The 25404-nt window shown below is 63.8% G+C and carries 25 protein-coding genes and 2 tRNA genes; 21 read left to right on the plus strand and 6 right to left on the minus strand.

The window, feature by feature from the left end:
- Window positions 1-86: 86 nt before the first annotated feature.
- From leuA to I2488_RS04480, 3 genes are all read left to right on the plus strand, one after another.
- On the plus strand, window positions 87-1757 hold the full coding sequence (gene leuA, locus I2488_RS04470) for a 2-isopropylmalate synthase (RefSeq protein ID WP_196274603.1): 1671 nt from the start codon (window positions 87-89) through the stop codon (window positions 1755-1757).
- 123 nt (window positions 1758-1880) lie between these two features.
- The gene (locus I2488_RS04475) at window positions 1881-2927 is read left to right on the plus strand and encodes an amidohydrolase family protein (RefSeq protein ID WP_196274604.1); all 1047 of its coding nucleotides are present in this window, start codon (window positions 1881-1883) and stop codon (window positions 2925-2927) included.
- Window positions 2928-3004: 77 nt separating this feature from the next.
- Window positions 3005-3985, plus strand: a complete 981-nt coding sequence (locus I2488_RS04480) for an NAD(P)H-dependent flavin oxidoreductase (RefSeq protein WP_196274605.1) — start codon at window positions 3005-3007, stop codon at window positions 3983-3985.
- Between the two features lie 7 nt (window positions 3986-3992).
- Here I2488_RS04480 and I2488_RS04485 read toward each other — a convergent pair whose 3' ends face one another.
- The 4 genes from I2488_RS04485 to I2488_RS04500 form a co-directional block, all read right to left on the minus strand.
- Complete coding sequence (locus I2488_RS04485) at window positions 3993-4532, minus strand: AHH domain-containing protein (protein ID WP_343070979.1); 540 nt, start codon at window positions 4530-4532, stop codon at window positions 3993-3995.
- Window positions 4523-5215 (minus strand): hypothetical protein, encoded by a 693-nt coding sequence (locus tag I2488_RS04490; RefSeq protein WP_196274606.1) that lies wholly within the window; start codon window positions 5213-5215, stop codon window positions 4523-4525. Before I2488_RS04490 ends, I2488_RS04485 begins: the two co-directional genes overlap by 10 nt.
- A gap of 152 nt (window positions 5216-5367) precedes the next feature.
- Window positions 5368-5871, minus strand: a complete 504-nt coding sequence (locus I2488_RS04495) for a flavodoxin family protein (protein ID WP_196274607.1) — start codon at window positions 5869-5871, stop codon at window positions 5368-5370.
- Entirely contained in the window at window positions 5861-7105 is a 1245-nt protein-coding gene (locus I2488_RS04500; RefSeq protein ID WP_246465474.1) for a hypothetical protein, read from the minus strand. The genes I2488_RS04495 and I2488_RS04500 overlap by 11 nt, the downstream gene beginning before the upstream one ends.
- A 146-nt stretch (window positions 7106-7251) precedes the next feature.
- On the opposite strand from I2488_RS04500, the gene recJ reads away from it, so the two are divergent.
- From recJ to phoB, 18 genes are all read left to right on the plus strand, one after another.
- Window positions 7252-9024 (plus strand): single-stranded-DNA-specific exonuclease RecJ, encoded by a 1773-nt coding sequence (gene recJ / locus I2488_RS04505; RefSeq protein WP_196274608.1) that lies wholly within the window; start codon window positions 7252-7254, stop codon window positions 9022-9024.
- A gap of 80 nt (window positions 9025-9104) precedes the next feature.
- Window positions 9105-9179: transfer RNA gene (locus I2488_RS04510), tRNA-Glu, on the plus strand.
- Between the two features lie 60 nt (window positions 9180-9239).
- Window positions 9240-9314: transfer RNA gene (locus I2488_RS04515), tRNA-Glu, on the plus strand.
- A gap of 93 nt (window positions 9315-9407) precedes the next feature.
- A complete protein-coding gene (locus I2488_RS04520; protein WP_196274609.1) occupies window positions 9408-10394 on the plus strand; it encodes an SPFH domain-containing protein in 987 nt (328 codons plus the stop codon).
- 66 nt (window positions 10395-10460) lie between these two features.
- Window positions 10461-11087 carry a DUF4178 domain-containing protein gene (locus tag I2488_RS04525; RefSeq protein WP_343070980.1) on the plus strand — a complete coding sequence of 209 codons (627 nt, stop codon included), beginning with the start codon at window positions 10461-10463 and terminating at the stop codon, window positions 11085-11087.
- On the plus strand, window positions 11084-12334 hold the full coding sequence (locus tag I2488_RS04530) for a DUF4178 domain-containing protein (RefSeq protein ID WP_196274611.1): 1251 nt from the start codon (window positions 11084-11086) through the stop codon (window positions 12332-12334). The genes I2488_RS04525 and I2488_RS04530 overlap by 4 nt, the downstream gene beginning before the upstream one ends.
- Window positions 12331-12477, plus strand: coding sequence for a hypothetical protein (locus I2488_RS04535; RefSeq protein ID WP_196274612.1), 147 nt, complete (start codon window positions 12331-12333; stop codon window positions 12475-12477). Before I2488_RS04530 ends, I2488_RS04535 begins: the two co-directional genes overlap by 4 nt.
- A 27-nt stretch (window positions 12478-12504) precedes the next feature.
- Window positions 12505-12714 carry a DUF350 domain-containing protein gene (locus I2488_RS04540; protein WP_196274613.1) on the plus strand — a complete coding sequence of 70 codons (210 nt, stop codon included), beginning with the start codon at window positions 12505-12507 and terminating at the stop codon, window positions 12712-12714.
- Window positions 12707-14257, plus strand: coding sequence for a polyamine aminopropyltransferase (locus I2488_RS04545; protein WP_196274614.1), 1551 nt, complete (start codon window positions 12707-12709; stop codon window positions 14255-14257). The genes I2488_RS04540 and I2488_RS04545 overlap by 8 nt, the downstream gene beginning before the upstream one ends.
- Window positions 14247-15860 carry a flavin monoamine oxidase family protein gene (locus I2488_RS04550; protein ID WP_196274615.1) on the plus strand — a complete coding sequence of 538 codons (1614 nt, stop codon included), beginning with the start codon at window positions 14247-14249 and terminating at the stop codon, window positions 15858-15860. The genes I2488_RS04545 and I2488_RS04550 overlap by 11 nt, the downstream gene beginning before the upstream one ends.
- Window positions 15860-16222 carry an adenosylmethionine decarboxylase gene (gene speD, locus I2488_RS04555; RefSeq protein ID WP_196274616.1) on the plus strand — a complete coding sequence of 121 codons (363 nt, stop codon included), beginning with the start codon at window positions 15860-15862 and terminating at the stop codon, window positions 16220-16222. Before I2488_RS04550 ends, speD begins: the two co-directional genes overlap by 1 nt.
- Window positions 16223-16352: 130 nt before the next feature.
- Window positions 16353-17537, plus strand: coding sequence for a sensor histidine kinase (locus I2488_RS04560; RefSeq protein WP_196274617.1), 1185 nt, complete (start codon window positions 16353-16355; stop codon window positions 17535-17537).
- Window positions 17538-17626: 89 nt separating this feature from the next.
- Window positions 17627-18667 carry a substrate-binding domain-containing protein gene (locus tag I2488_RS04565; protein ID WP_246465475.1) on the plus strand — a complete coding sequence of 347 codons (1041 nt, stop codon included), beginning with the start codon at window positions 17627-17629 and terminating at the stop codon, window positions 18665-18667.
- A 23-nt stretch (window positions 18668-18690) separates the two neighbouring features.
- Window positions 18691-20073, plus strand: coding sequence for a phosphate ABC transporter permease subunit PstC (pstC, locus tag I2488_RS04570; protein WP_196274619.1), 1383 nt, complete (start codon window positions 18691-18693; stop codon window positions 20071-20073).
- 7 nt (window positions 20074-20080) lie between these two features.
- Window positions 20081-21337 (plus strand): phosphate ABC transporter permease PstA, encoded by a 1257-nt coding sequence (gene pstA, locus I2488_RS04575; RefSeq protein WP_196274620.1) that lies wholly within the window; start codon window positions 20081-20083, stop codon window positions 21335-21337.
- A gap of 1 nt (window position 21338) precedes the next feature.
- Window positions 21339-22154, plus strand: coding sequence for a phosphate ABC transporter ATP-binding protein PstB (pstB, locus tag I2488_RS04580; RefSeq protein ID WP_196274621.1), 816 nt, complete (start codon window positions 21339-21341; stop codon window positions 22152-22154).
- A 9-nt stretch (window positions 22155-22163) separates the two neighbouring features.
- On the plus strand, window positions 22164-22850 hold the full coding sequence (gene phoU / locus I2488_RS04585) for a phosphate signaling complex protein PhoU (RefSeq protein ID WP_196274622.1): 687 nt from the start codon (window positions 22164-22166) through the stop codon (window positions 22848-22850).
- Between the two features lie 76 nt (window positions 22851-22926).
- Window positions 22927-23616: a phosphate regulon transcriptional regulator PhoB gene (gene phoB, locus I2488_RS04590; protein ID WP_196274623.1), complete on the plus strand. Its 690-nt coding sequence runs from the start codon at window positions 22927-22929 to the stop codon at window positions 23614-23616.
- Window positions 23617-23619: 3 nt separating this feature from the next.
- Here the strand turns inward: phoB and I2488_RS04595 are convergent, their stop codons facing one another.
- Complete coding sequence (locus tag I2488_RS04595) at window positions 23620-25053, minus strand: glycosyltransferase family protein (protein ID WP_196274624.1); 1434 nt, start codon at window positions 25051-25053, stop codon at window positions 23620-23622.
- A 74-nt stretch (window positions 25054-25127) separates the two neighbouring features.
- On the minus strand, window positions 25128-25400 hold the full coding sequence (locus I2488_RS04600) for a DUF1467 family protein (RefSeq protein ID WP_196274625.1): 273 nt from the start codon (window positions 25398-25400) through the stop codon (window positions 25128-25130).
- Window positions 25401-25404: the final 4 nt, after the last annotated feature.

Raw genomic sequence — 25404 nt, forward strand, 5'->3', positions numbered from 1 at the left:
GCTGACGCGTCGGTCCGTCCCGGCGCGCACGGCGCCCAGGGGTTGAAAACCAGAACCGACGAAATCCAGATCATTCGAGTAATTCCATGACCATGCTCAAGAACCCTTCGGCCAAGTACCGTCCGTTCCCGCTGATCGACCTGCCCAATCGCCAGTGGCCCAGCCAGACGATCACCAAGGCGCCGCGCTGGCTCTCGACCGACATGCGCGACGGCAACCAGTCGCTGATCGATCCGATGGATGCAGAAAAGAAGAGCCGCTTCTTCGACCTGCTGCTGAAAGTGGGTCTGAAGGAGATCGAGGTCGGCTTCCCTTCGGCCGGTGCCACCGAGTACGACTTCATCCGCGGACTCGTCGATTCCGGGCGCATCCCCGACGACGTGTTCGTGCAGGTGCTCACCCAATCGCGCGAGGACCTGATCAAGACCTCGTTCGAGAGCCTTGCAGGCGCAAAGCAGGCCATCGTCCACGTCTACAACGCGGTATCGCCGCTGTGGCGCAACGTGGTGTTCGGCATGGACAAGAAGGACGTGCGCGAGATCGCCATTGCCGGTGCCAAGCACCTGCGCGATCAGGCTGCCCGTTTCCCCCAGACGGACTGGCACTTCGAGTACAGCCCGGAGACGTTCTCCACCGCCGAACTCGATTTCAGCATCGAATGTTGCGAGGCGGTGATGGAAATTCTCCAGCCGACAACCGACAAGCCGATCATCCTCAATCTGCCCGCAACGGTCGAGGCGGCGACGCCCAACATCTATGCCGACCAGATCGAGTACTTCTGCCGCAATCTGCCGAACCGCGACCGCGCGGTGATTTCGCTGCACACCCATAATGACCGGGGCACCGGCGTGGCAGCGGCCGAACTGGGCCTGATGGCGGGCGCGGATCGCGTCGAAGGCTGCCTGTTCGGCAATGGCGAGCGGACGGGCAACTGCTGCCTCGTCACGGTCGGCCTCAACATGTATACGCAAGGGATCGACCCGGAGCTGGATTTCTCGGACATCGACGAGGTGATCCAGACGGTCGAGTACTGCAACCAGCTGCCGGTACACCCGCGCCATCCCTATGGCGGCGAACTGGTGTTCACGGCGTTCTCGGGTAGCCACCAGGACGCGATCAAGAAGGGTTTTGCCGCGCAGGAGCAGCGCAACGACGAGCTCTGGGCCATCCCCTACCTGCCGATCGATCCAGCCGACCTCGGCCGCAGCTACGAAGCGGTGATCCGCGTCAATTCGCAGTCCGGCAAGGGCGGCTTTGCCTGGGTGCTCGAGCAGGATCAGGGCCTCAAGCTGCCGAAAAAGATGCAGGCCCACTTCTCGCGCCATGTGCAGGAGCTGGCCGACGAACTGGGCCGCGAACTGCAGGCCGCAGACATCTGGGGCGTGTTCCGCAAGGCCTATCGCCTGGATGCGCCGCAGCACTTCCAGCTGGTCGACTACGAGGAAGCGCGCGGTCCGGACGGTACGCGGATTTTCGCCGGCAAGATCGAGGTCGATGGCAAGCTGCAGTCGGTCTCGGGTCGTGGCAACGGGCTGATTTCTTCGGTCGTCGCCACGCTTAAGGATGGCTTCGGCGTCGAGATCGACATCACCGACTACTCCGAACACGCCATGGGCGCCGGCAGCAATGCGCGAGCCGCCGCTTATGTCGAGTGCAAGACCGCCGATGGTCGCACGATCTGGGGCGTCGGCATCGACGAGGACGTCGCCACCGCGAGTGTCCGCGCCGTCCTCAGCGCTGCAAACGCCGCAGCTTGACCTTGTGCAGGCGGTCCGCCGGGCCGCCTGTTCAATCGGGCAGTTAAATCAGGCTTGCCCGCGCCAACCTATGCGCCATAGTCCAGTCCGTGCCCGCAAGAGGCGCGCAACGGGACAGGACTTATGGCCGAAGAAGCGATTCTCGAACCCGATCTGCCGATCGTCGATCCGCACCACCACCTGTGGGACCTGCGGCCGCTGATCGCGGCCTTTCCCGAGCCACGGCACCCGTTCATCGAGACGCTGACGCATTCGGCGTACTACACGTTCGACCAACTGCTGGCCGACGCCCGGGGCGGGCACAATGTCGTCGCCACCGTCTACATGGAATGCGGCGCGTTCTATCGTGCCAGCGCCGAACCGGCGATGAAGCCGGTGGGCGAAGTCGAGTTCGTCAACGGTGTTGCCGCTCAGGGGGCGAGCGGACTCTATGGCAGTTACCGCCCCTGCGCCGCGATTGTCGGTCATGCCGACCTGCAACTGGGCGACGGAGCACGGCCGGTTCTTGAAGCCCTTACAGAAGCAGGCAACGGACGGTTTCGGGGCATTCGCCATCAGGGCGCCTGGGATGCCAATCCAGACGTGCTCGGTCCGCCGTTCCATGCTCCGCCCGAGCTTTATCTCTCGGACAGGTTCCGGGAAGGTTTCCGCCACCTCGGCGAACTTGGCCTGACGTTCGATGCCTGGCTGCTGGAGCCACAGCTCGGCGATGCCCTCAACCTTGCCCGCGCCTTCCCGGATCAGCCGATCTGCCTCGATCACTGCGGCACCCCGCTCGGCATGTCGAGCTACCACGGCAAGCTGCACGAACGCTTCGACATCTGGCGCAGCATGATCCGGCAGATCGCGGAATGCCCCAATGTCACCATCAAGCTTGGCGGGCTGGCCATGGCGTTCTGCGGCCTTCCCGAGCAGGGACCGATGGCAGGACTGTCCTCCGAGACTCTCGCAGCGATGTGGCGTCCCTACATCGAGACCTGCATCGAAGCCTTCGGGCCAGATCGTGCAATGTTCGAAAGTAACTATCCGGTCGACAAGTGGGGCGCGAGCTACAACGTGCTGTGGAACACGTTCAAGCGCTTGGCGCACGGTGCCTCGAACGCGGAAAAGCGCGCGCTGTTTGCAGGCACGGCCGCCCGGTTCTACGGCATAGAGGACGTGCTGCCATAACCGCCTTTGACAAGCGCCGCCGCTTGACCTAGCCACTTAACCAACCGATTAAACGCATCCTCAAGGACACGAGCCGAATGCCTCTTCCCCCGCTGTTCGCCAACCTGCGTCTGCCCGTCATCGCCTCGCCGCTGTTCATCATCTCCTGCCCGGAGCTGGTGATTGCGCAGTGCAAGGCAGGCATCGTCGGCTCGTTCCCGTCGCTCAATGCGCGGCCGATCAGCCAGCTCGACGAATGGCTGCACCAGATCACCGAGGAACTGGCAGCCCACAACCGCGCGAACCCGGATCGCCCCGCCGCGCCGTTCGCCGTCAACCAGATCGTCCACAAGACCAACAATCGCCTCGACGAGGACATGGCGCTGTGCGCCAAGTGGCAGGTGCCGATGCTGATCACCTCGCTCGGCGCACGTGAGGACGTTTATAGCGCTGCGCACGGCTGGGGCGGCATCGTGCTGCACGACGTGATCAACGATCGTTTTGCCCGCAAGGCAATCGAGAAAGGTGCGGACGGCCTGATTCCGGTCGCCGCCGGCGCCGGGGGCCACGCAGGAGCGCAATCACCATTCGCCCTGATGCAGGAAATCCGAGAGTGGTTCGACGGTCTTGTCGCCCTGTCAGGCGCAATCGCACATGGCCGCTCGGTGCTTGCCGCACAGGCTCTTGGCGCCGACTTCGCCTATATCGGCTCGGCCTGGATCGCCACTGAGGAGGCCAACGCCAATGCAGCCTACAAGCAGGCCATTGTCGACAGCCGGGCGGACGACATCGTCTATTCCAGCCTCTTTACCGGCGTGCACGGCAACTACCTGCGCTCCTCGATCGTCAATGCAGGGCTCGACCCCGACAACCTGCCCGAAAGCGATCCCAGCAAGATGAACTTCGGATCCGGCGGCAATACCGAAGCGAAGGCTTGGAAGGACATCTGGGGGTCTGGTCAGGGTATCGGCGCCGTCTCGGCAGTGGAGCCCGTCGCTGTCAGGGTAGACCGGCTGGAAAAGCAGTATCGCGAAGCTTCTGCCGCGCTCTCGTCGGCATCTGCGCCGTTTCTCAAGTGATCGAGGCCTAACTCGCCAGAGCGACAGTGGCAGTGTCTGACCAGAACAGGTCTGCCATTTCGTCAAGGTGGCGAAAATCGAGCGCTGGATCGCGGGTGTTCAATGGCACCCGCGACCAGTTGCGCGGATCAAGAAAACGTCGGCGCAACGCTCGCTGCAAGAGATCGAACCGCATCAGCGCGGCATAGTCTGCGTTCCGGTTCCGGGTTCTCTCACGCGACCAGTCCGCCTCGATCTGGCCAATTCGTTCGATTACGAGTTCGTTGTAGGCCCGATGCGGACCACGATGGAGCGGCAGACCAACACGCATCGCTTCCCGTTCGGACGACGGCAGCAACTGCCCGTTCCGACGGAAATCGTGAATTGCGGCACGTTCGATGCCAAGGGCGCCGATCATCTGGCGCAACCCGCCCAGTTGCAGGACCTGGCGCGGGATCAGGTGGTGTCGCTGCTGTTCCGGCTGGTAGCTTGAATCTCCAGGGACATTGACCTTCCCGAAGGGCAGGCCATCCCGTTCTGTCCGGAAATGGTCCAGTTTCAAGCGCACCGTGCAACGATACGGTCACCCCCTTCCACCTCAAGAAGGACTGTCCCCGAACCGGCAAGAACTGCTTGAGAAGGTTGCACCACTGGTCCGTGCGCCACCAGCCAATCAACCAGCCTCATGGCAATTCGTGCAAGCTCTGGGGCGCTGGCCGGATGAGCGGGCAGAAGCAAAAACTCCTGCCCCATCAGAAAGTTGAGGCCTTCAGTGCGCAAGGAGCCGTCGCTCTCCCGATGCATGGCCACAAACGCAGGTGCAGGGAACGGCCCGCCTTCAAGCCAAGGGCCGATCGCGCGAGCAAAAAGATCCGGTTTTATGACCAAATGGGCGGGAATCCACGAGATTGCGAGGGCTGGCCCGACCTTCGAAAGTTCGTTCAGAAGCATTGCCGCGATTCTAATCACGGGCAGCAGGCGGTCTGCTCCGGCAAGATGCGGACCGGGTGCCAGGGTGAGCCAGTGCTTTCCCGCAACATCCTGCAATCCCAACCCAACCGCACTGCGGATGTCTGGCGCTGAAGCGGGGTTACCTTCACGCAGGCCGCGAAGGTCGAAGGTCAGGCCATTGCCGAGAACCTCTGCCCATCCCTCCGACTTTTCCGGGGCATGCGACACAAAGTACCTAAGGCCGGTATCGGGTCCGGCCAAGACTTCTGCCAATGATGGCAGCCTTTCAGGCTCGTACATGAGCGCTGCGACGGGCGCGCAATCTGCAGACCGGTCACTCGCGTTCACTAGCCCACCTTTCAGTCATGCCACACGACTTGCACAGCGTTCCGGAACCGTCGAGTCGCACCCGGTCCAGAAACGATCCGTTCGGCAGTCTAGACCGAATTGTTTCAGAATACCCCCAGCGCCAGACCGGCCGCCAACGCCTGTCCCAGATTGTGACAGTCTTGCAGAACTTGCGAGGACAAGGTCTTTTCGGAAAGGATTTCTTCGGGAGTCTGCGCTTGCGTGCAGACGATCATCGGTTCGGTCACACGTCGCAGCCGCCAACCTGCGGCAATTCTGTCAATCTGACGGGTGGCACCGGTTCCATCCGAACCGGCGGCAATCATCGTGCCGTAAGCCCTCCCCTCGATCCGGCCGAGCAGCGGATAGTAGCACTGGTCCAGGAACGCTTTCATTTCGCCTGTCACCGTGCCGAGGTTTTCCGGGCAACAGAACAGATAGCCCGATGCCGACAGGAGATGCTCCGGCCCCGCCTCGGCTGCCTCGACCAGACGACACTCACCTGCGGCCTGCGCGCCCTCTGCTGCCGCCGTAGCCATCGCCCGCGACGCGCCCGTGCGACTGTGCCAGACGATCAGCAATGCGGCGTCAGAGCTTTCAACAGCCATCGCCACTCCCGCCCGGAATGCCGAGTGCGCCGCCTACCGCCCCGCCGAGCAAGCCGCCCAGCCCCTTCTTCTTTGGCTTGCATTGGGGCTTGGGAGGCTCTTGCCCTGTTGCGGAATTGGCGCCGGGAAAGCCTTCCACGCCGACGAGGAAACCGGTCGTCGAGCGATGGCGGATGCGCGCGGTCCACTCGGGCACCCACTTTGCCTTGGGATCGGCTGGCCGTGGCGGATAGGCGAAGCCCTCCTCCGGCCCATAGGCGTGAAGCGTGCCGTACATGTAATCCGGGGCGGCGGCCTTCACCTCGGCCGGGACGGTGCAGGTGGTGGTCTGTGGCGACATCACGGTCTTGTCGGCCACCAGCCGCGCTACTGTCGATGGTGCGAGCCAGTCCGACAAGCCACCACCGAACTGCCTTGTCGCGCTCGACGACCACCAGACGATGTCGGCCATGTCCTGCCCTTTCGGTGCCTGCTTTCCGCCGATGATCATGGCATAATACCCGGTCGCTTCGGCAACTGCGCCCCAGCGCAGCAATGTGGCGCCAGACCCGATCGCGCTGCTCGAGGCATTGAGGGGACCCATAAAGTCCCTGGTCAGGCTGAAGCTCAACTCCGGCGCATAGTTGGACACGATCCGATGCGCTCCGGGCAAGGCCGAATCGGGCTTGGCGGATTTGCCATCGTCGCTCGGCCAGGTGCCGTAAGTCTTGCTCGATGCGGGAGAGACCCAGCGATCAACAGGCACGGCAGTCGACCACAAACCGGGCGGGACTTGCCCTGCAGCCAATTTGCTGAAGTCGATCACGACGGGCTGGCCTTTGGGTGCATGTTCGCCACATCCCCAGAAGATAAGCATGCGCCCCTTGGGTCGCTGGAATTCCGCGTTTCCGGGCTCGGCTGGCTTAGTGACTGGCGTCTTGAGCAGGACCGACTTGCCGAGCTTTGCTCCGGCCGGCATGAAATGCTCAGCCTTGGGCTTCCCGTCCGCGGCTGCGCGCGACGAACCGAGATCGAGCCACAGCATGTGCTGGGCCCGTGGACTCCCGCCCATCGCCATGGCCATGGCCGCACCCATTCCGCCACCACCAGCGCCCATTGCGCCGAAGCCCGACATTGTCTCTGCCCGCATTTCGTATCGCGCAACCGGAGCGCTGGACTGCTGGGCGAACACCCCGACCGCAACTCCACACAGCAACACTCCGGCAGAAGCGAGATATCCAGTTCTGACACGCATTTCGGCATCCTCCTGAAGGACTTGCGGCCGTTTTCCGACCGCAGCAGACTCAGTGCGACCCTATGCGCCGGGGACTCGTTGCGGGTGGTGCGCTTCGACACACCCCGCCCCTTTCCGCAGACAGCGCCATGGTATAGCGCAAAGCGATGATTCCGGTCACTGCGATTACGCACTCCCTTTCTGGACAAGCCTGGCGCTGGCGCGGCGGCAACATGGACCTCGGATTGGGCGGAGGTGCGGACGATGCCATCGTCACCCAGCTTCTGCTCTCGCGCGGGGTCTCGATCGACGATCTGGAGCGCCATCGCCGCCCGACCTTGCGGGATTTTCTGCCTGACCCTTCGCTGTTCCGCGACATGGACAGCGCCGCCCGCCGCATTGCCGATGCCATCGAGCGCCGCGAGAAGATAACGATCTACGGCGACTACGACGTTGACGGGGCGACCAGCGCGGCGCTGCTGATCCTGCTGCTGCGCGATCTGGGCGTGGACGCGGGTCACTACATTCCGGACCGCCTGCTTGAAGGCTATGGCCCCTCGGGCGAGGCCCTGGTCAAGCTGGCGCAGGAAGGCAGCGAGCTGATCGTGACGGTCGACTGCGGAGCGATGGCGCACGATGCTCTCGCTGCTGCGGCCGAGACCGGTGTCGACGTGATCGTCGTCGATCACCACAAGTGCCCGGCCGAACTCCCTCTGGCGGCCGCGCTGGTGAACCCGAACCGGCTGGACGAATGCGATGAGGCGGCGGCGCACGGTCATCTTGCAGCGGTCGGCGTTGCCTTCCTGCTGGCCGTCGGGCTGGTCCGCGAATTGCGCGGGCGTGGCTTTTTTGCCAGCCGCCCCGCACCAGACCTGATGCGCCTGCTCGATCTGGTGGCGCTGGGCACCGTGGCGGACGTTGCACAGCTCAAGGGCCTCAACCGTGCGTTCGTGGCGCAAGGCCTTAAGATCATGGCGAGGCGCGAGAACGTGGGCCTGTCCGCCCTGATCGACGCAAGCCGCCTTTCGCGCGCGCCAACCTGCAGCGATCTAGGCTTTGCCCTCGGGCCGCGCATCAATGCCGGTGGGCGCGTGGGCGAGGCAACGCTGGGGGTGCGCCTCCTGACGACGCAGGACCCGGACGAGGCTCGCGAGATTGCCGCACAGCTGTCACGCCTCAACGAAGAGCGCCGCGCGATCGAGCAGGAAGTGCAGGAGGCTGCCGAGGCGCAGATCGCCTCGCAACACAACCGTGCGGTCATGGTTCTGGCCGGGCACGGCTGGCACCCCGGCGTGATCGGCATCGTGGCCGGGCGAATCAAGGAGAAGACCGGCAAGCCCTCGCTCGTCATCGCGCTTGATGCTGACGAGGCGGGGCACGGCAAGGGTTCGGGCAGGTCCATCGCCGGGGTGGACCTTGGCGCGGCGATCATCGCCGCGCGAGAGGCAGGCCTGCTTGTAGCCGGCGGCGGCCACGCCATGGCTTGCGGCCTGACGATCGATCCGGCCCGACTTGATTCGCTGGCCGACTGGCTGGACGAGCGCCTGGCGCGCGACGTTATCGGCGCGCGCGCCTCGCAATCGTTGTTGCTCGATCTTTCGCTCACTCCGGGAGGGCTGAGGCCTTCTTTGGTGGAGACGCTGGAAGCTGCAGGCCCCTTCGGCATCGGCTGGCCCGGACCGCGTGTCGCAGTGGGTCCGGTCCGGCTGGTCAAATGCGACCTTGTCGGAACCGACCACGTCCGCATGGTCGCCGCCGGGGCTGACGGGCATTCGTTCAAGGCCATCGCGTTTCGCGCGGCGCAAAGCGAGATGGGCCAGGCCCTGCTGCATGGTTCTCGCGGTCGTACGTTCTGGCTCGCAGGGCGCGCGAAGATCGACGATTGGGGCAGCCGGCCCGCCGCCGAACTCCATGTCGAAGACGCCGCATTCGCCGACTGAAATTTTTCTGCAATTCGATGCTTGACGCCCCGCGATACTCCCCTTAGAGGCGCGGACCTGCCCAGCGGCGCAAGCCCAGTGGCCCCTTCGTCTAGCGGTCAGGACGCGGCCCTTTCACGGCTGAAACACGGGTTCGATTCCCGTAGGGGTCACCACTTGCTTCCCTTCTCCGGAAGGTGAAGCGGCAGCGCAACGCCATGGCCTTCCAGCGGAATGGCCCCTTCGTCTAGCGGTCAGGACGCGGCCCTCTCACGGCTGAAACACGGGTTCGATTCCCGTAGGGGTCACCACTGTCGTTGCGCGACCGATGCTTGGTATCTCCATTAGCACTTGCCGACCAGAACGCTTCGATTAGGCTCACCGCCTCATCGCAGAGGTGCGCAATGTTCGATTTTCTTCGCAAGCAGTTCGTCGACGTTATCGAATGGCTTGAACAACCGGGCGAACTTGCCTGGCGCGTGCCTTTCGCCGATCGCGAAATTCAACACGGCGCACAGTTGACGGTACGCGAGGGCCAGATTGCGGCTTTCGTCAACGAAGGGCGCGTGGCCGACTATTTCGGGCCAGGATTGCACACGCTCGAAACCGCAAATCTGCCGCTGCTGTCCAATCTGATGAACTGGGACAAGGCGTTCAAATCGCCGTTCAAGTCTGACGTGGTGTTCCTGTCGCTCAAGGAGCAGCACGGGCTGAAGTGGGGAACTGCCCAGCCGGTGACGGTGCGCGATGCCGAATTCGGAGCACTTCGCCTGCGCGCGTTCGGCTCCTATTCGTTCCGCGTGAATGAAGTGCCGCCGTTCGTGTCGCGCGTGCTCGGGACGCTGGAGGGCGTGGCGGTGGCATCGCTCGAACCGCAGTTGCGCGCCGCGATCCAGACGGCGATGGCCACAGCGCTGGGCGGCAGCGGGATCGCCTTCCTCGATCTCGCGGCCAATCAGCAGGCATTGTCGGATCGGATCAAGGCCGAAGTCGACAAGGCCTTTGCGCAGTGGGGCCTGACCTGCCTGTCGTTCTACGTCGAGAGCGTCTCGCTGCCGGAAGAGGTGCAGGCCCATCTCGACAAGGCCAGTTCGATGCGCGTGCTCGGCGATCTTGGCAACTACACTCGCTTCCAGGCTGCAGAGGCCATCGAGGATGTGGCCAATCAGGACGGCGGCGGGATGGCCGGAATTGGCGCCGGCGTGGCTGCAGCCACGGCATTGGGCGGGGCAATGGCGCAAGGCCTTGGCCAGTCCGCGCCTGGACCTTCTGCTCCGGAAGAAGACCCCCTCGCCACGATCGAGAAGCTCCACAGGCTCGTTACCCTTGGCGCATTGAGCCAGCAGGAATTCGATGCCAAGAAGGCCGAACTGCTCGCGCGCATCCGCTGATCGCGCCCGCGCCTTGGGGGAAAGCGACACGTGCTGAACTGCCCGTCGTGTGGAGCGCAAGTGCCGGTGCGGGGGGCCTCCCTGCCCTATGCCACCTGCCCCTACTGCCGGACGCTGATCCTGCGACAGGGCCTGAATGTCGAGGAGATCGGCAAGGTTGCCGTCCTTCCGTTCGATGTCTCGCCGATCCAGCTTGGCACCACAATCGGCGCGGAAGGTCGAAAGCTGACCGTGGTTGGCCGTGTGCGCTGGGCATGGGACGGCGGATCATGGAACGAGTGGCTGGCGCTGGCAGAGACAGGTGCGCAGTTCTGGCTGGCAGAAGCCGCCGGGACTTTCATGCTCACCGCCGAATGGCCCCAACTGCTGGATCGACCGGAGGTGCAGGCTTTTGCGAATGGCGGCACCATCAACACTGGCGACGCGATCGAGGTCGAGGGTCGACAGTTGTTTGCCAGCGACGTGAAGCAAGTCGAATGCCTCGGAAGCGAGGGTGACTTGCCGATCCCGACGCAGATCGGCACACGCATGACCAGCGTCGATTACCGTTCCGCCAGCGGCGAAGTGCTCTCGCTCCAGCGCGACGAGCGCAGTACCACGGCCTGGTTCGGGGATAGCTGGGACCTTGTCAGCTTGAAGCCTGGCAACTTGCGTGCAATCGAAGGGTGGACAATCCCCGGAGAGATGCGTTGACCGGCGGCAAGGCAATTACATGCCCGGCCTGTGGCGGCACCATCGAAGTGCGGGCGGCAGGGTTCTCGGTCAATCTGGTTTGTCAGAATTGCGGCTCGATCCTCGATGTCTCGCGCCCCGAGGTGGTATTGATCCGGCGTCACGAGAGGGCGCGGACCCGCTTCGCGATCGAGATCGGGAAGCGGGGCACGCTGTTCGGGCAGGAATGGGAAGTGGTCGGCGCGCTGCGGCGCAAGGATCAGATCGCGATCTGGCAGGAATTCCTGCTGTTCAATCCCTACCTCGGCTATCGCTGGCTCGTCGCGGCAGATGGCGAATGGCAGTTCGGAACGCCCCTCGCCGATCGTCCGCAGGGAGACAGGAACCGCGTGTTCTGGCGCTCCGACAGCTTCAGCCGCCTCGGCCGCGACCAGACGTTTTCTACGACGGCAGTGGCAGGCGAATTCTACTGGCGCGTAAAAGCTGGCGATACTGCGACGGCGACGCTGTTCCAGTCTGGCGAGACATTCCTCTCGCGCGAGATCTCGGAAGGCGAAGAGAACTGGACGCAACTCGTTCCGGTCGAGCAATCCGACATCGAGCAATCATTCGGCCTCGACCGGCGCCGGCTGCCGAAGCGCAAGGCACCGAGCGGGCTGATGCAGTTCAAGGCCGAGCCGGGCCTCGAGCAGGATGACCTTGGTCGCATGTTCTTGCTGGCATTCGCCGCAGCGATACTGGCCGCAATTGCCATGGCCGTGCTGGCAGGGCCAAGCACCAGGACGAGCACGATGGTCCAAGTGCCCGTCGGCGGGCAGATAGCGCCGATCAAGGTCGGGACGATCACGGTTCGCAGGCCGTGGCAGTTCGTGACGGTCAACGCCGATACGAACCAGTTCGAAAACCGCTGGGTCGATCTCGAATACAACCTGGTCGACCGTTCGAGCGAGCAATCGATCGACGCGTATGGCCTCGTCGAGCACTACGCGGGAAGCGATTCGGATGGTCCGTGGACCGAGGGTAGCCACCACGGCGACACCATGTTCGGACATGTCCCGCAGGGGACCTACGATGTCTACGTCAGCGGCTCGGCCCACGGCTGGCCGGTCGACCCACTCCCCAACGATGCTTGGGGGCAGGTAGAAACCATCAATGTCTGGGTCGAGGCAGAGACCGGTACGATGTCGTGGGGCATGTGGTGGACTCTGGTCATCGCGCTGTTCGCATGGCCGGTCACGATCCTGTGGTGGAGGCATCGCGACAAATGACCAGACGGCTTCTTCTCTTTGCCGCGCTCTGCTTTTGCCTGCTCGCCGCAGCGCTCTACGCAGCCTTCAACGCTTACTCGTTCTTCAGCGATGACGAGGATCGCCCCGTCGCCTCCGGCCACGCCGGCCCCACCCACAAGTGATAACCGGATCCTGAAAGGAGCCTGTCCATGCTCACCCTCGATGTCTTTCTTGCCACGATGATCTATGCCGCACTCGGCATCGTCATCTTTATCGTCAGCTTCGTGCTGGTCGACCGGCTGACTCCAGGCGAGTTGTGGCGCGAGATCATCGAGCGCAAGAACATGGCAGTGGCCCTGCTGGCGGGCGCGGTTGCCATCGGTATTTCGAACATCATTGCCGCTGCCGTGCATGGATGAAGCACCCGTTGCTGCGGGCGAGGATGGCGAGAGAGCTGCTCCTGCCTCGCTTGCGGTCATCCTGCTGATCTCGGTCCTCGTCGTTGCCACCTGCGGACTGATCTACGAACTGCTGGCCGGCACCCTTGCGAGCTACCTTCTGGGCGACAGCGTCACCCAGTTCTCGACCGTCATCGGCACCTATCTGTTCGCGATGGGGGTCGGCAGCTGGCTGTCGCGTCACGTCCGGTCGAACGAGATCACAGTGTTCGTGCGGGTGGAGATCCTGATCGCCGCGCTGGGCGGGTGGTCGGCGGCGGGGCTGTTCCTGCTGTTCCCGCTGGTCGGCGACTTCCGCGTCGCTCTCTATGCGCTGGTCATGGCCATCGGCGTGCTGGTCGGACTCGAGATTCCGCTGCTGATCCGCATCCTGCGCCACCGCTTCGCTTTTCGCGAGCTCGTCTCGAACGTGCTGACTTACGACTACGTCGGCGCCCTGGTTGCCTCACTGCTGTTCCCGCTGATCCTCGTGCCCAAGTTGGGCATGATCCGCACCGGCTTCGTCTTCGGCCTCGCCAATGTCGGCGTGGCCATCGCCTTGCTCGTCGCGCTGCGACGGCAGGAGCGCGTGGGGCGCGACATGGTGGCCGCGCTGGTCGTCACGGCCTCGCTCCTGACCGGCCTCGCCTTTGCCGACAGGCTGCAGCGCTGGAGCGAGGTGGCGTTCTACAACGAACCGGTGGTCTATGCCCGCTCGACGCCATACCAGCGCATCGTGCTGACGCGGCAGGGCGGCGATCTGCGGCTGTATCTCAATGGCAACCTGCAATTCTCCACGCGCGACGAGTACCGTTATCACGAAGCGCTGGTCTGGCCCGTGCTGGGGCGCGTCGCCGCTCCCCGGCAGGTCCTGATCCTGGGCGGAGGAGACGGCCTTGCCGCGCGCGAGGTGCTGCGTGATGCCCGGGTTGGCCATGTCACGCTGGTCGATCTCGACCCCGAAATGGCGCGGCTTTTCCGCGACACGCCGCAACTGGCACAGCTCAATGCCGGCTCTCTTGCCTCCCCTCGCCTGACCATGGTCAACGCCGATGCCTTTCGCTGGGTGCGCGAGGAAACCGGGCAATTCGATGCGATCATCATTGACTTTCCCGACCCGACCGAATTCTCGCTCGGCAAGCTCTACACGGAGAGCTTCTACCGCGAGGTCGCGCGGCTTCTGGCACGCGATGGCGTGATGACCGTGCAGAGCACCTCGCCGCTTATTGCACCGCGCTCCTACTGGACGGTTGCCAGCACACTTGAGGCCGCCGGCCTGACCGTGCGCGGATATCACGCCTATGTGCCCAGCTTCGGCGAATGGGGCTTCACCATGGCTGCGCACGCGCCCATCAGCGATGGAGTGCGCCTGCCTGCGCACCTGCGCTACCTGACGGCTGCCAGCGAGCGCGCAATGTTCGACTTCCAGCCCGACATGGCGCGGCGCCCTGCCCCGGTGAACCGGCTCGACAACCAGGCACTGGTGCGCAGCTTTGCCGAGGAATGGGGCCGCTATGAAGGTTGAGCCGACCCGGCGTCAGGTGCTGGAAGCGGCGACACTGGGCGGCGGAGCCATGCTCCTGGGAGGTTGTGCGGCCAGCGCTCTTCCAGGCTCGCTTTCTGGCGCGGATTGGCGGCGAGGCCACTTGGTGCGCGACGGAAAGTTTCCTGAAGCCACTGGCCCAATCGAGGACGTCGACGTCCTCATTGCCGGGGGCGGCGTATCGGGCTTGGCCGCGGGCTGGCGATTGGCGGAGGCGGGGTTCACACGCTTCACCTTGCTCGAACTGGAAGACAGGACCGGCGGCAACGCGCGCTCGGGCCGTAACGCCACCAGCGCTTATCCGCTTGGCGCGCATTACTTGCCCGTGCCCAACCGCGAAGCGCGCGCTTTGCACCATATGCTCAAGCAGTTCGGGATGATCGTGGGCGAGGAAAGGGGTGCGCCGGTCTATGACCCGCTGCAACTCTGCGCCGATCTCGAGGAGCGCCTGCTCTGGCGCGGCAAGTGGCAGGAAGGATTGTTTCCCCAAACCGCACTTTCCGCGGACGACAAGGAACAATACGCGCGATTCACTGCTGGGATGGCAGCTTTCCGAGCAGCCAAGGGCGCCGATGGCAAGCCCGCCTTCGCCCTGCCGATGGCATTGTCGAGTTCCGACCCCCAGTTTCGTGCACTTGACCAGCAGAGTTTTGCGCAGTGGCTGGATGCCAACGGCTACCGATCGTCTCTGCTGCGTGCCTATCTGCGTTACTGCTGTCGCGATGATTATGGCAGCGAACCCGAGCATGTCTCGGCCTGGGCGGGCATCCACTATTTCGCCGGTCGTCGTGGCTGGGCCGCGGGCGAGGACGGCGACCGCGAACTGACATGGCCCGAAGGGAACGGTCGCCTCGTGGGCCTGATGGCAAGGCGGATTGTCGGAAAAATACGAACCGGGCATTCCGTGTTCCGTGTTGAACGGGTTGATGCCGGGGTCGTCGTTCACGCCTTCGATCATGGCATCAGTCGGACGCGACGCATTCGCGCCAGAGCCGCAGTTCTGGCCATGCCGCATTTCGTGGCTCAACGCGTTGCACCGCAATTCGCTGCCAAGGGCGATTTCAGCTACGCCCCTTGGGTCGTCGCCAACGTCACGGTGAACCGCCCGCCCGAGGGCAAAGGGGCGCCCCTGGCGTGGGACAACGTCTCGGCGGCAAGCGAAAGCCTCGGCTACGTCGTTGCCACGCATCAGACCTCATCGGCCGACGGCGGACCGACCGTGCTGACCTGGTATCTTCCGCTCAGCCGCGAGACCCCGAGGCAGGCGCGGAAGATCCTGATGACACGCTCGCTGGAAGCGTGGCAGGAGGTCGTGCGGGATGACCTGCTCGCCATGAACCCCGACCTTGCCGGAGCCATCGAGCGGATCGACGTGTGGCAATGGGGGCATGCAATGGTTCGGCCGACGCCGGGCTTCCTGTCGGAACCCGCCCGCTTGGCTGCCACCGCAAGTTCGGGGCCGGTCTGGTTCGCACACTCGGACCTCTCCGGGCTTTCCCTGTTCGAGGAAGCGCATTATCGCGGCGTGGTTGCCGCCGAGAGCGTGCTGGCGCATCTCTCGCATCCGTTCGAAAGCCTCGTCTGATGGCCCACCCGCCCGGCACCAGCATTCACCTGATCGCGGACCTGTCTGGATGCCAGAAGCTGGACGATCTCTCATATATCGAAGAGGTCCTCCATGCTGCGGCCGAAACGGCGGGCGCTACGGTGGTGGGGGTCCACCTTCACCATTTCGGCCCGGGCATGGGCGTGACCGGCGTTGCCGTTCTCGCGGAGTCGCACATCTCTATTCACACTTGGCCGGAGACCGGGGTAGCAGCCGTCGATCTCTTCGTATGCGGCAAGTCCGCCGATGCCGACGCGGGTTTGGTGGCAATGGCCAGAATGCTTCACGGCACCATCGTCGCGCGCCACGCGGTGCGAAGACTTGAAAGTTCAGCAGGTTGAAACGGGACGATTGTGACACTCGCCCGCCACAGCTTGCGCCCGCTACCTCCTCTCGCCTATCCGCACTGCAACGAAGCCGACACAAGGATCGGCGATTCGCGGGCAACAACAATCCACACGGCATGATTCGATGAAGGGCCTGTCGCTGCCTCTTCCCAGCATTTTCGTCGCCTTGTGCGCGAGCGTTGTCATGTTCCTCGGCGGCGCAGGCTTCTGGATGTCGCTCGCCATTCTCGTGGTCTGGCTGGCAACACTATGGCTGGCGCGCCCCGAACCGGTCGTGGAAACGCTCGACCGGGACGACGGCAGCGTGTCGCGTCAGGCGATGGTCGAACTGGTCGAGCCGTTTGGCCTGCCGGTACTCATGCTCGATGGCCAGCGCATTGCTGCAGCCAATGCTGCAGCACGCGAGGAACTCGGCGCGCACATCGTGGGGCAGGACGCCCGGGTCGCCTTGCGCCATCCTGAAGCGATCAACCTGCTCAAGAAGCCGCAAGGGCGCGCTCTGGTGCGTGGACTGACCGGCGCACGTTCGATCTGGCAGGTCAGCCGCGTGCCGATCGACGAACGGTTCTCGCTGATCGAGATGATCAACCGTACCGCCGAGGCGGACATCAGCCGCGCGCATACCGACTTCGTCGCCAACGCCAGTCACGAACTGCGCACGCCGCTCGCCTCGATCATCGGCTACATCGAGACGCTGGCGGACCCGGATGCCAAGGTCGATGCCGCCACTACAGCGAAGTTCCACGCCACCGTGCTGCGCGAAGCCCGCCGCCTGCAGAGCCTTGTCGAGGACCTGATGTCGCTTTCGCGCATCGAGGCGGAGAAGCATGAACTGCCTCGCGACCGGATCGATCTCGGCCAGATGGTCGGAACGATCGCGAGCGAAACGGCTATGACCATGGGCGAAGGACGCGTGATCGCCCGGGCGGACGAAGGTGTCGTTCTTGGAGACCGGCAGCAGCTTGACCAGCTCGTCCGCAATCTGATCGACAACGCGCTGAAGTACGGGGATCCGGCACAACCGGTCAGCGTCGATCTTGCGGTCCATGGCACCGAAGCGGAACTCGTCGTGACCGACAAGGGCGAAGGCATCCATCCCGATCACCTGCCTTATCTGACCCGCCGCTTTTATCGCACCGATCCCGGCCGCAGCCGTGCCGCAGGCGGCACCGGGCTTGGCCTTGCCATCGTGAAGCACATCGTAGAACGCCATCGCGGCAAGCTGGACATCGCCTCGACCCTTGGCGTGGGCACCACCGTAACAGTGCGCATCCCGCTGGCGCCCGCGACAAATGTTTCTGAAGATTGACGCCGCCTTCCACGACTTGTCATAAACCTGTCATGGAACCGTCGCATTGGGCCCTTGCCAACACGGATGAAGGCTACAGACCCATGTCGATGATTCGCATCATTTCGCTCTCCGCCGCCGCTCTCGGCGCGCTTGCCCTTGCCGGTTGCGGCAGCCAGGAAGCGGCCACCCGCGACCAAGTTCGCGCCGTCGGCTCGTCCACGGTTTACCCCTTCGCGAAGGCGGTTGCCGAATCGCTCGCCAAGTCTGACCCGTCGCTGAAGTCGCCGATCATCGAGTCGACCGGTACCGGCGCCGGCATGAAGCTGTTCTGCGCCGGCGTCGGCGCGCAGCACCCTGACATCGAAAACGCCTCGCGCCGGATGAAGAAGTCCGAATTCGAGGACTGCCAGAAGAACGGCGTCAAGGACATCGTCGAGATCCAGGTCGGCCTCGATGGCGTCGCCTTTGCCGAAGCACAGGGTGGTCCCGGCATCGCGCTGACCCCGGAAGACGTCTACAAGGCGCTCGCCAAGAACCCCTATGGCAAGCCCAACACCGCCAAGACCTGGAAGGACGTGAACCCCTCGCTCCCGGACGAACCGATTCTCGTCTATGGTCCGCCGTCGACTTCGGGCACGCGCGACGCGCTCAAGGAACTGATCCTGACAAAGGGCTGCGACGAGAACGCCGAAATGAAGGCGCTCAAGGACAGCGACAAGGACAAGCATGACAAGGTCTGCGGCGAAGTGCGCGATGACGGCGCCTATGTCGACGCCGGTGAAAACGACAACCTGATCGTCCAGAAGATCGAGGCCAACCCGAAGGCTATCGGCATCTTCGGCTATTCCTACCTCGAAGAGAACAAGGGCCGCATCAAGGGTCTGACGATGAAGGGCGTCGAGCCTACCTACGCGACGATCTCGGACTTCAGCTATCCGGGCGCGCGTCCGCTCTACATTTACGTGAAGAAGGCGCACCTCAAGGCAATTCCGGGCCTGCAGGCTTTTGTCACCGAATGGTCAAAGCTTTGGGGCAAGGATGGCGCGCTTGCCAAGCTCGGCATGGTGGTCGCACCGGACGATGTGCTTGCGGGCAGCGCGAAGGCTGTTAACGACCTTCCGGTCCTTGATGGTTCGCAGCTGAAGTAAGAATTGGGGGTAATACCGGGGTCATGTCGCCAGCCATCCTGCTTTTGCTCGCCTTCGGGTTGAGCCTTTTCGGTTGGCTGGCGGCACGTTCCCGTGCCTGGGCTTTCCGCAAGGCCGCCCCCGGCACCCGCCTCCATTCGCTTCCCAACTTCCACGGCTGGTACGTCGCGCTCTGGATCGGCGTGCCAGCCCTGCTTTTCGCCGTGCTGTGGAATGCGATCAGCCCGATGCTGATCACCAGCCACGTCATGGCCGATCCTGCAGCGTCGCTGCTGCCCGGCTTCGGGTTCGAGCGCGAGACAATGCTGGCTGAGGCCCGTGCGGTCGCCGAGGGCCGCGCCTTCGGCGTCTTCAACGAAGAAGCGCAGGGCCTGGTCGCGCCCTACCGCGCTGCCATCACACTCTACGACTCCATCGGCCTTGTAGTGACGATCCTCGTCGCATTCGCTGGTGGCGCCTTCGCTTTCCTGCGCCTTAAGCCTGATTTCACGGCCCGCACCCGCGTCGAGCGCGCGGTCATGGGGCTGCTGCTGATCGCCTCGCTGGTCGCGATCCTGACGACGATCGGCATCATCGTCAGCCTCGTGTTCGAAACCGTCCGCTTTTTCGGCATGGTCTCGCCACTGGACTTCCTGTTCGGGACGCACTGGTCGCCCGATCCGATGAGTTCGGGCACGCCGGACGGAGCCGACTACGGCGCTATCCCGCTGTTCTGGGGCACGATCTACATCGGTGCGATCATCGCCATGATCGTCGCCATCCCGCTCGGCCTGATGAGCGCCATTTTCCTCACCCAGTATGCCAGCAACGGCGTGCGCAAGGTGATGAAGCCGCTGCTCGAAATCCTCGCAGGCGTGCCCACCGTGGTCTACGGCTACTTTGCCGCGCTGACTGTCGCTCCGATGGTGCGCGATGCGGCACAAGCCATCGGCATTTCAAGCGCTTCAACCGAAAGCGCCGTGGCGGCAGGCCTCGTCATGGGCGTGATGATCATCCCGTTCGTCTCCTCGATGGCTGACGATTCCATCGCAGCCGTGCCGCAGGCCATGCGCGACGGCAGCCTGGCCATGGGCGCGACGACTTCCGAAACGATCCGCAAGGTGCTGATCCCGGCCGCGCTCCCCGGCATTGTCGCGGGCGTGATGCTGGCCGTCAGCCGGGCAATCGGCGAGACAATGATCGTCGTCATGGCTGCGGGCGCCTCGGCCAACCTTACCGCCAATCCCTTTGAAAGCATGACCACGGTGACGTTCCAGATCGTTGCCATGCTGACCGGTGAAGGCAGCTTCGACCATCCGGCAACGCTCTCCGCGTTCGCGCTCGGCATGGTCCTGTTCCTTGTCACCCTAACGCTGAACTTCATCGCCCTGCGCGTGGTGAAGCGCTACCGCGAAGCCTATGAGTGAGCCTGCGATGACCGAGACTCTTTCAGACGTTCAGGCGCGCAGGCGGGCGCTGATGGACAAGGGGTTGGCGCGTCGCCGCGCCGCCGACAAGCGCTTCCGCTGGCTTGGTTTTGCCGCCGTCGCTTTTTCTGCGCTGATGCTGGCGTTCCTGCTTATCAAAATGAGTTCGGCCGGCATCGCCGGGTTCCAGCGCAGCGAAGTGCGGTTCGACATTCCGTTGGCGGGCGCGATGCAGATCGACGCGAAGCGCCTCGCCCAACCCGATCCGATGGGCGGGCTCGAACTTGCCGGACTGGAGAAGGTCGTCGAAAGCGCAGCGAAGAACGCTCTTGGCCCTGAAGCGGATGATCTTGTCGGTCAGGGTGCGTGGCGCGAAGTCGCAACGGCAATAATCGAGGATCCCTCGCTACTTGGCAGCACGTACAAGGCGTCGCTTCCGGCAAGCGATGATCTTGCCAGCGCCCAGCGCGGCGAAGGTGAACCGGCGATGCAGCAGCTCGCCCGGAAGCTGGCCAGCGAAGGCAAGCTGGTCCGTGTGTTCGACAAGGGCTTCCTCAGTCGCTCGGATGCCACCAGCCCGCAATCCGTCGGCATCTGGGGGGCACTCAAGGGCTCGATCCTGACGATGTTCATCACGCTCGTCCTGGCCTTCCCGGTCGGCGTGCTCTCGGCGCTCTACCTTGAGGAATATGCGCCGAAGAACCGCTGGACCGAATGGATCGAGATCTCGATCAACAACCTTGCCGCCGTCCCCTCGATCATCTTCGGCTTGCTCGGCCTGGCCGTGTTCCTCGCGCTGTTCCCGCATTACCGCTCGGCCCCGCTGATCGGCGGCATGACTCTGGCGCTGATGACCATGCCGGTCATCGTGATCTCGGGCCGCAATGCGATCAAGGCCGTTCCACCCTCTATCCGTGACGCCGCGCTCGCCATCGGCGCGAGCAAGGTGCAGGTCGTGTTCAACCACGTCCTGCCGCTCGCCCTGCCCGGCATCCTTACCGGCACGATCATCGGCATGGCCCGTGCGCTGGGCGAAACCGCGCCCCTGCTGATGATCGGCATGCGCGCGTTCGTAGCCAGCCCGCCCTCGGGCTTCACCGCACCGTCCTCGGTGCTGCCGGTGCAGATCTTCCTGTGGTCCGACGAGATCGACCGCGGCTTCGTCGAGCGCACCAGCGCCGCGATCGTCGTCCTGCTCGTCTTCCTTCTCCTGATGAACGGCCTTGCGATCTACCTGCGCAACCGTTTCGAAAAGCGGTGGTAAAATGAACGCTGAAGCGATCCAGACAGCGGTGAAGGCCGACGACAAGCCTTACTTCGACGCGCCGTCGAAGATGAGCGCGAAGAACGTCTCTGTCTTCTACGGCGAAAAGCGCGCGATCGACGACGTATCGATCGAGATCCCGCAGCGTTATGTCACTGCCTTCATCGGCCCATCGGGCTGCGGCAAGTCGACCTTCCTGCGCACCCTCAACCGCATGAACGACACTATCGCCAGCGCGCGGGTCGAAGGCGACATCCTGCTCGACGGCGAGGACATCTACAAGTCGGGCATGGACGTGGTGCAACTGCGCGCCCGCGTAGGCATGGTGTTCCAGAAGCCGAACCCGTTCCCCAAGTCGATCTACGAGAACATCGCCTATGGGCCGAAAATCCACGGCATCACCGGCAGCAAGGCCGAGCTTGACGAGATCGTCGAGCAGTCGCTGCGTCGCGCCGGTCTGTGGGACGAGGTCAAGGATCGCCTGAACGACAGCGGCACTGCACTGTCCGGCGGTCAGCAGCAGCGCCTGTGCATCGCCCGTGCCATCGCCGTCGATCCCGAAGTGATCCTGATGGACGAACCCTGTTCGGCGCTTGACCCGATCGCCACGGCGCGCATCGAGGAACTGATCGACGAACTGCGCGGCCGCTATGCCATCGTCATCGTCACCCACTCGATGCAGCAGGCAGCGCGCGTTTCGCAACGTACGGCGTTCTTCCACCTTGGCAAGATCGTCGAATACGGCAAGACTTCCGACATCTTCACCAATCCGCGCGAGGAACGGACGAAGGACTACATCACCGGGCGTTACGGGTAAGGGGAAGAGATGGTGGCCGAACATACCGTCAAGGCATTCGACGAGGACATCACCCGGCTGCGCGGCCTGGTCGCGGAAATGGGCGGCCTGGCCGAACTGTCCGTATCAGAAGCCATGGACGCGCTGCTACGCGGCGACCATGACCTGGCCGCTGGCGTCATCGCGCGCGACAAGCGCATCGACCAGCTCGAGGCCGAAGTCGACAAGCTCGCCATCCGCGTGCTTGCCTTGCGCGCGCCGATGGCGGACGACCTGCGCGAAGTCATTGCCGCGCTCAAGATCGCCGGCGTGATCGAACGCATCGGCGATTATGCTAAGAACATCGCCAAGCGCGTCGGCATCATCGAGGGGCGCAAGCGCTTCGAGCCGCTGACCCTGATCCCGGCAATGAACGATCTGGCCGCCGAGATGGTCCACGATGTGCTGACGGCGTTTGCTGCACGTGACCCTGTCGCTGCGGCGGAAATCGTGCAGCGCGATGCAAAGGTGGATGCCTTCTACGATTCGATCTTCCGCAATCTCGTTTCCTTCATGGTCGAGAACCCCGCCACGATCAGCAGCGCGGCGCAGCTCCTGTTCGTAGCTCGGAACATCGAACGTATTGGCGACCATGCCACGAATATCGCGGAAATGGTCTATTACGCCGCCACAGGGGCAAACCTGCCTGACCGCGAGGAAGTGTTGCCTCCGGCGTGATCGCACCTTTTCCTGTGCAGTCACAACGCGGTAACATTCGTCGTGTCTTGGCAAGCTGACCGTCAAGGAGGTTTGCGTGCCTGCTCCGAAGTTGCTGCTGGTTGAAGACGATACCGCCCTTGCCGAACTGGTCGAGTACCGGTTTCGCGGCGAAGGCTACGACGTTCGCACCACTGACGATGGCGACGAAGCCCTGCTCCTCGCCGCCGAGGACGCGCCTGACCTCGTCCTGCTCGACTGGATGATCGGTGGCACCAGCGGCATCGAAGTGTGTCGCCGCCTGCGCCGCAACAAGGCAACGGCGCACGTTCCGATCATCATGCTCACCGCCCGTTCGGACGAGGACGACCGCATTCGCGGGCTCGAGATCGGCGCGGACGATTACGTCACCAAGCCGTTCTCTCCCCGCGAACTCATCGCGCGCGTGGGAGCCGTGCTGCGCCGTGTTCGCCCGGCGTTGGCAGGCGAAATCATTACTGTCGGCGATCTCTCGCTCGATCCGACCGCTCACCGCGTGATGCGCCGCGGCTCACCGATGAAGGTCGGCCCTACCGAGTTCCGCCTGCTCAAGCACTTCATGGAGCACCCCGGTCGCGTGTTCTCGCGCGGACAGCTGCTTGATGCCGTGTGGGGCAGCGGCAGCGACATCGAACTGCGCACGGTGGACGTCCACATCCGCCGCCTGCGCCAGGCCATTGCCATTCCCGGCGCGGCCGATCCGGTGCGCACCGTACGCTCCGCCGGTTACGCGCTTGAAGGCGTCTGACGCCTACTTGTCGATCCGGATCAGCTGGGCGTTATAATCAAGATCGCCCGATGGTTCGGTGCAAGGCCCTTCGCGCCGAAACACGCAATACTGCTGCTCGAACAACGGCTTCTTCGGCGACATGCAGCCGACGAAACGGTAGGCTGAGGGTAACTCGCCCATATGCTCGGCGGGCGCTACGGCGACATTATAACGCGCCTGCGCCTGAATCGCGATCCTGGGGGCATCCAGTCCGTCGATCAGGAGCACCTGCCCCTTGCGGTTGAGCACCGCGCGCGAAACGAACGGAACGTCGCGGATGCGATAGGTCGCGAGCCCACAGAAGCCCGGCTGGCTGCGCACGGTCCGCATCGCCCGCAGGGGCGCCTTGCCGACTCCCCAGTTGATCACGAAGGGTTCGGTTGCAGCCACTTGCACCGAAGCCGCAAGCCACAGGCCGAGGAGGACAGCAACTCCCGTCCGGCCAAGCTCGCGCTTGCGCCAGGTCGCGATCTGCCGAGCCAAGTCCACCGAACCAATTGCTGCCAGCAATACGATCAGCAGGACTGCCAGCAAAATGAACCGATACTCCTTGTGGCCAATCGCCGAGTGTATAGCGATCACTGCAAGCGCTGTTGCGCCGAGCATCGGATAGCGCTTCAGCCCAAGCAGCGCAGAAGGCACCAGCAGGACTGCAATCCACTGCCACTGCCAGACGAGCACCTGCAGATACCACTGCGGCGCCTCCACGCCGTAATCATGGCTGCGATCCGCAACAACGTTGGCGAAGACGTTGTTATAGATCCACAGCAGCGGCGTTTCGCCCATGGCAAGGTTGGCCAGCGCATCGCACAGGACGCCGCCCGCTGCGCCGATCAGAAGCGGAGGCCAAACGCGTCGGAAATCGCCCCGACCTGCCCAGAGGAACGGAATGGCCAGCGCTGGTCCCAGTGGAAATCGCGTAATGAAGCCGAGCCCGAGCAGGAACGCTCCGGCCAGGGCATCGCGCCGTTCTGCCGTGTCGCGAAACTGCACAAGCAGCGCCAACCCCGGCAGGATCGCGAGAACGGAAAAGGTGTCGCTTGACGTGCGCGAAGCAAAGTAGGCGAAATCTACCCAGACTGCTGCGACGAACGCGGCCGTTATGGCATGCGTTTTGCTGATCCGGGCGCCAAGCGACCACCCGGCCCAGACCGTTCCCAACGAAGCCAGCGCCATACACAAGCGCGGCAGCACCAGATGCAGTTCGCCCGCAGGGTCGAGCGCATGCCCGAGCCATACCGGCCCGACCATGACGAGCGGAATGAACCAGCTGCGAATGCCGAGCCGGATATCCCACGTGCGGATCCAGTCGCCGGTGATCAGGCCGTAGGCCGGCTCGATGTACTGCCAGATCTCGTCGGCGTGGTGATAGACCGTGAACAGCGAGATCGGAATGCGGAGCGCGAGGGCAAGCACCAGCAGCCACGCCAGCGCCGGGTCTATCCGCCGCTGCCTGATCCCGCCGTTGCTGCCAGCCCCCCCAGCCACGGTCAGTGCGAGAAGTAGGTCGTCAGATCAAGGTCGGCTACGGTGATCCAGCCATTGAAATAGTTCGCATAGAAGAACACGAACATGACTGCCGAAAGGATCGTCGCGCGGATGGATATCTTGCGTGGATCGAAGTTGCCGGGTGCACTGTCAGCCTGGCCGAGCACCTTATCCTGGCCGAGCTCATCATGCGTGCGCACGCCGAATGGCAGGACGATGAATGCGGCCATGACCCAGAAAAGACCATAGATGGCGATGATCGACGTGATCTTCATGGGC

This window comes from Novosphingobium jiangmenense, assembly GCF_015694345.1.
GTDB classification, from domain to species: domain Bacteria; phylum Pseudomonadota; class Alphaproteobacteria; order Sphingomonadales; family Sphingomonadaceae; genus Novosphingobium; species Novosphingobium jiangmenense.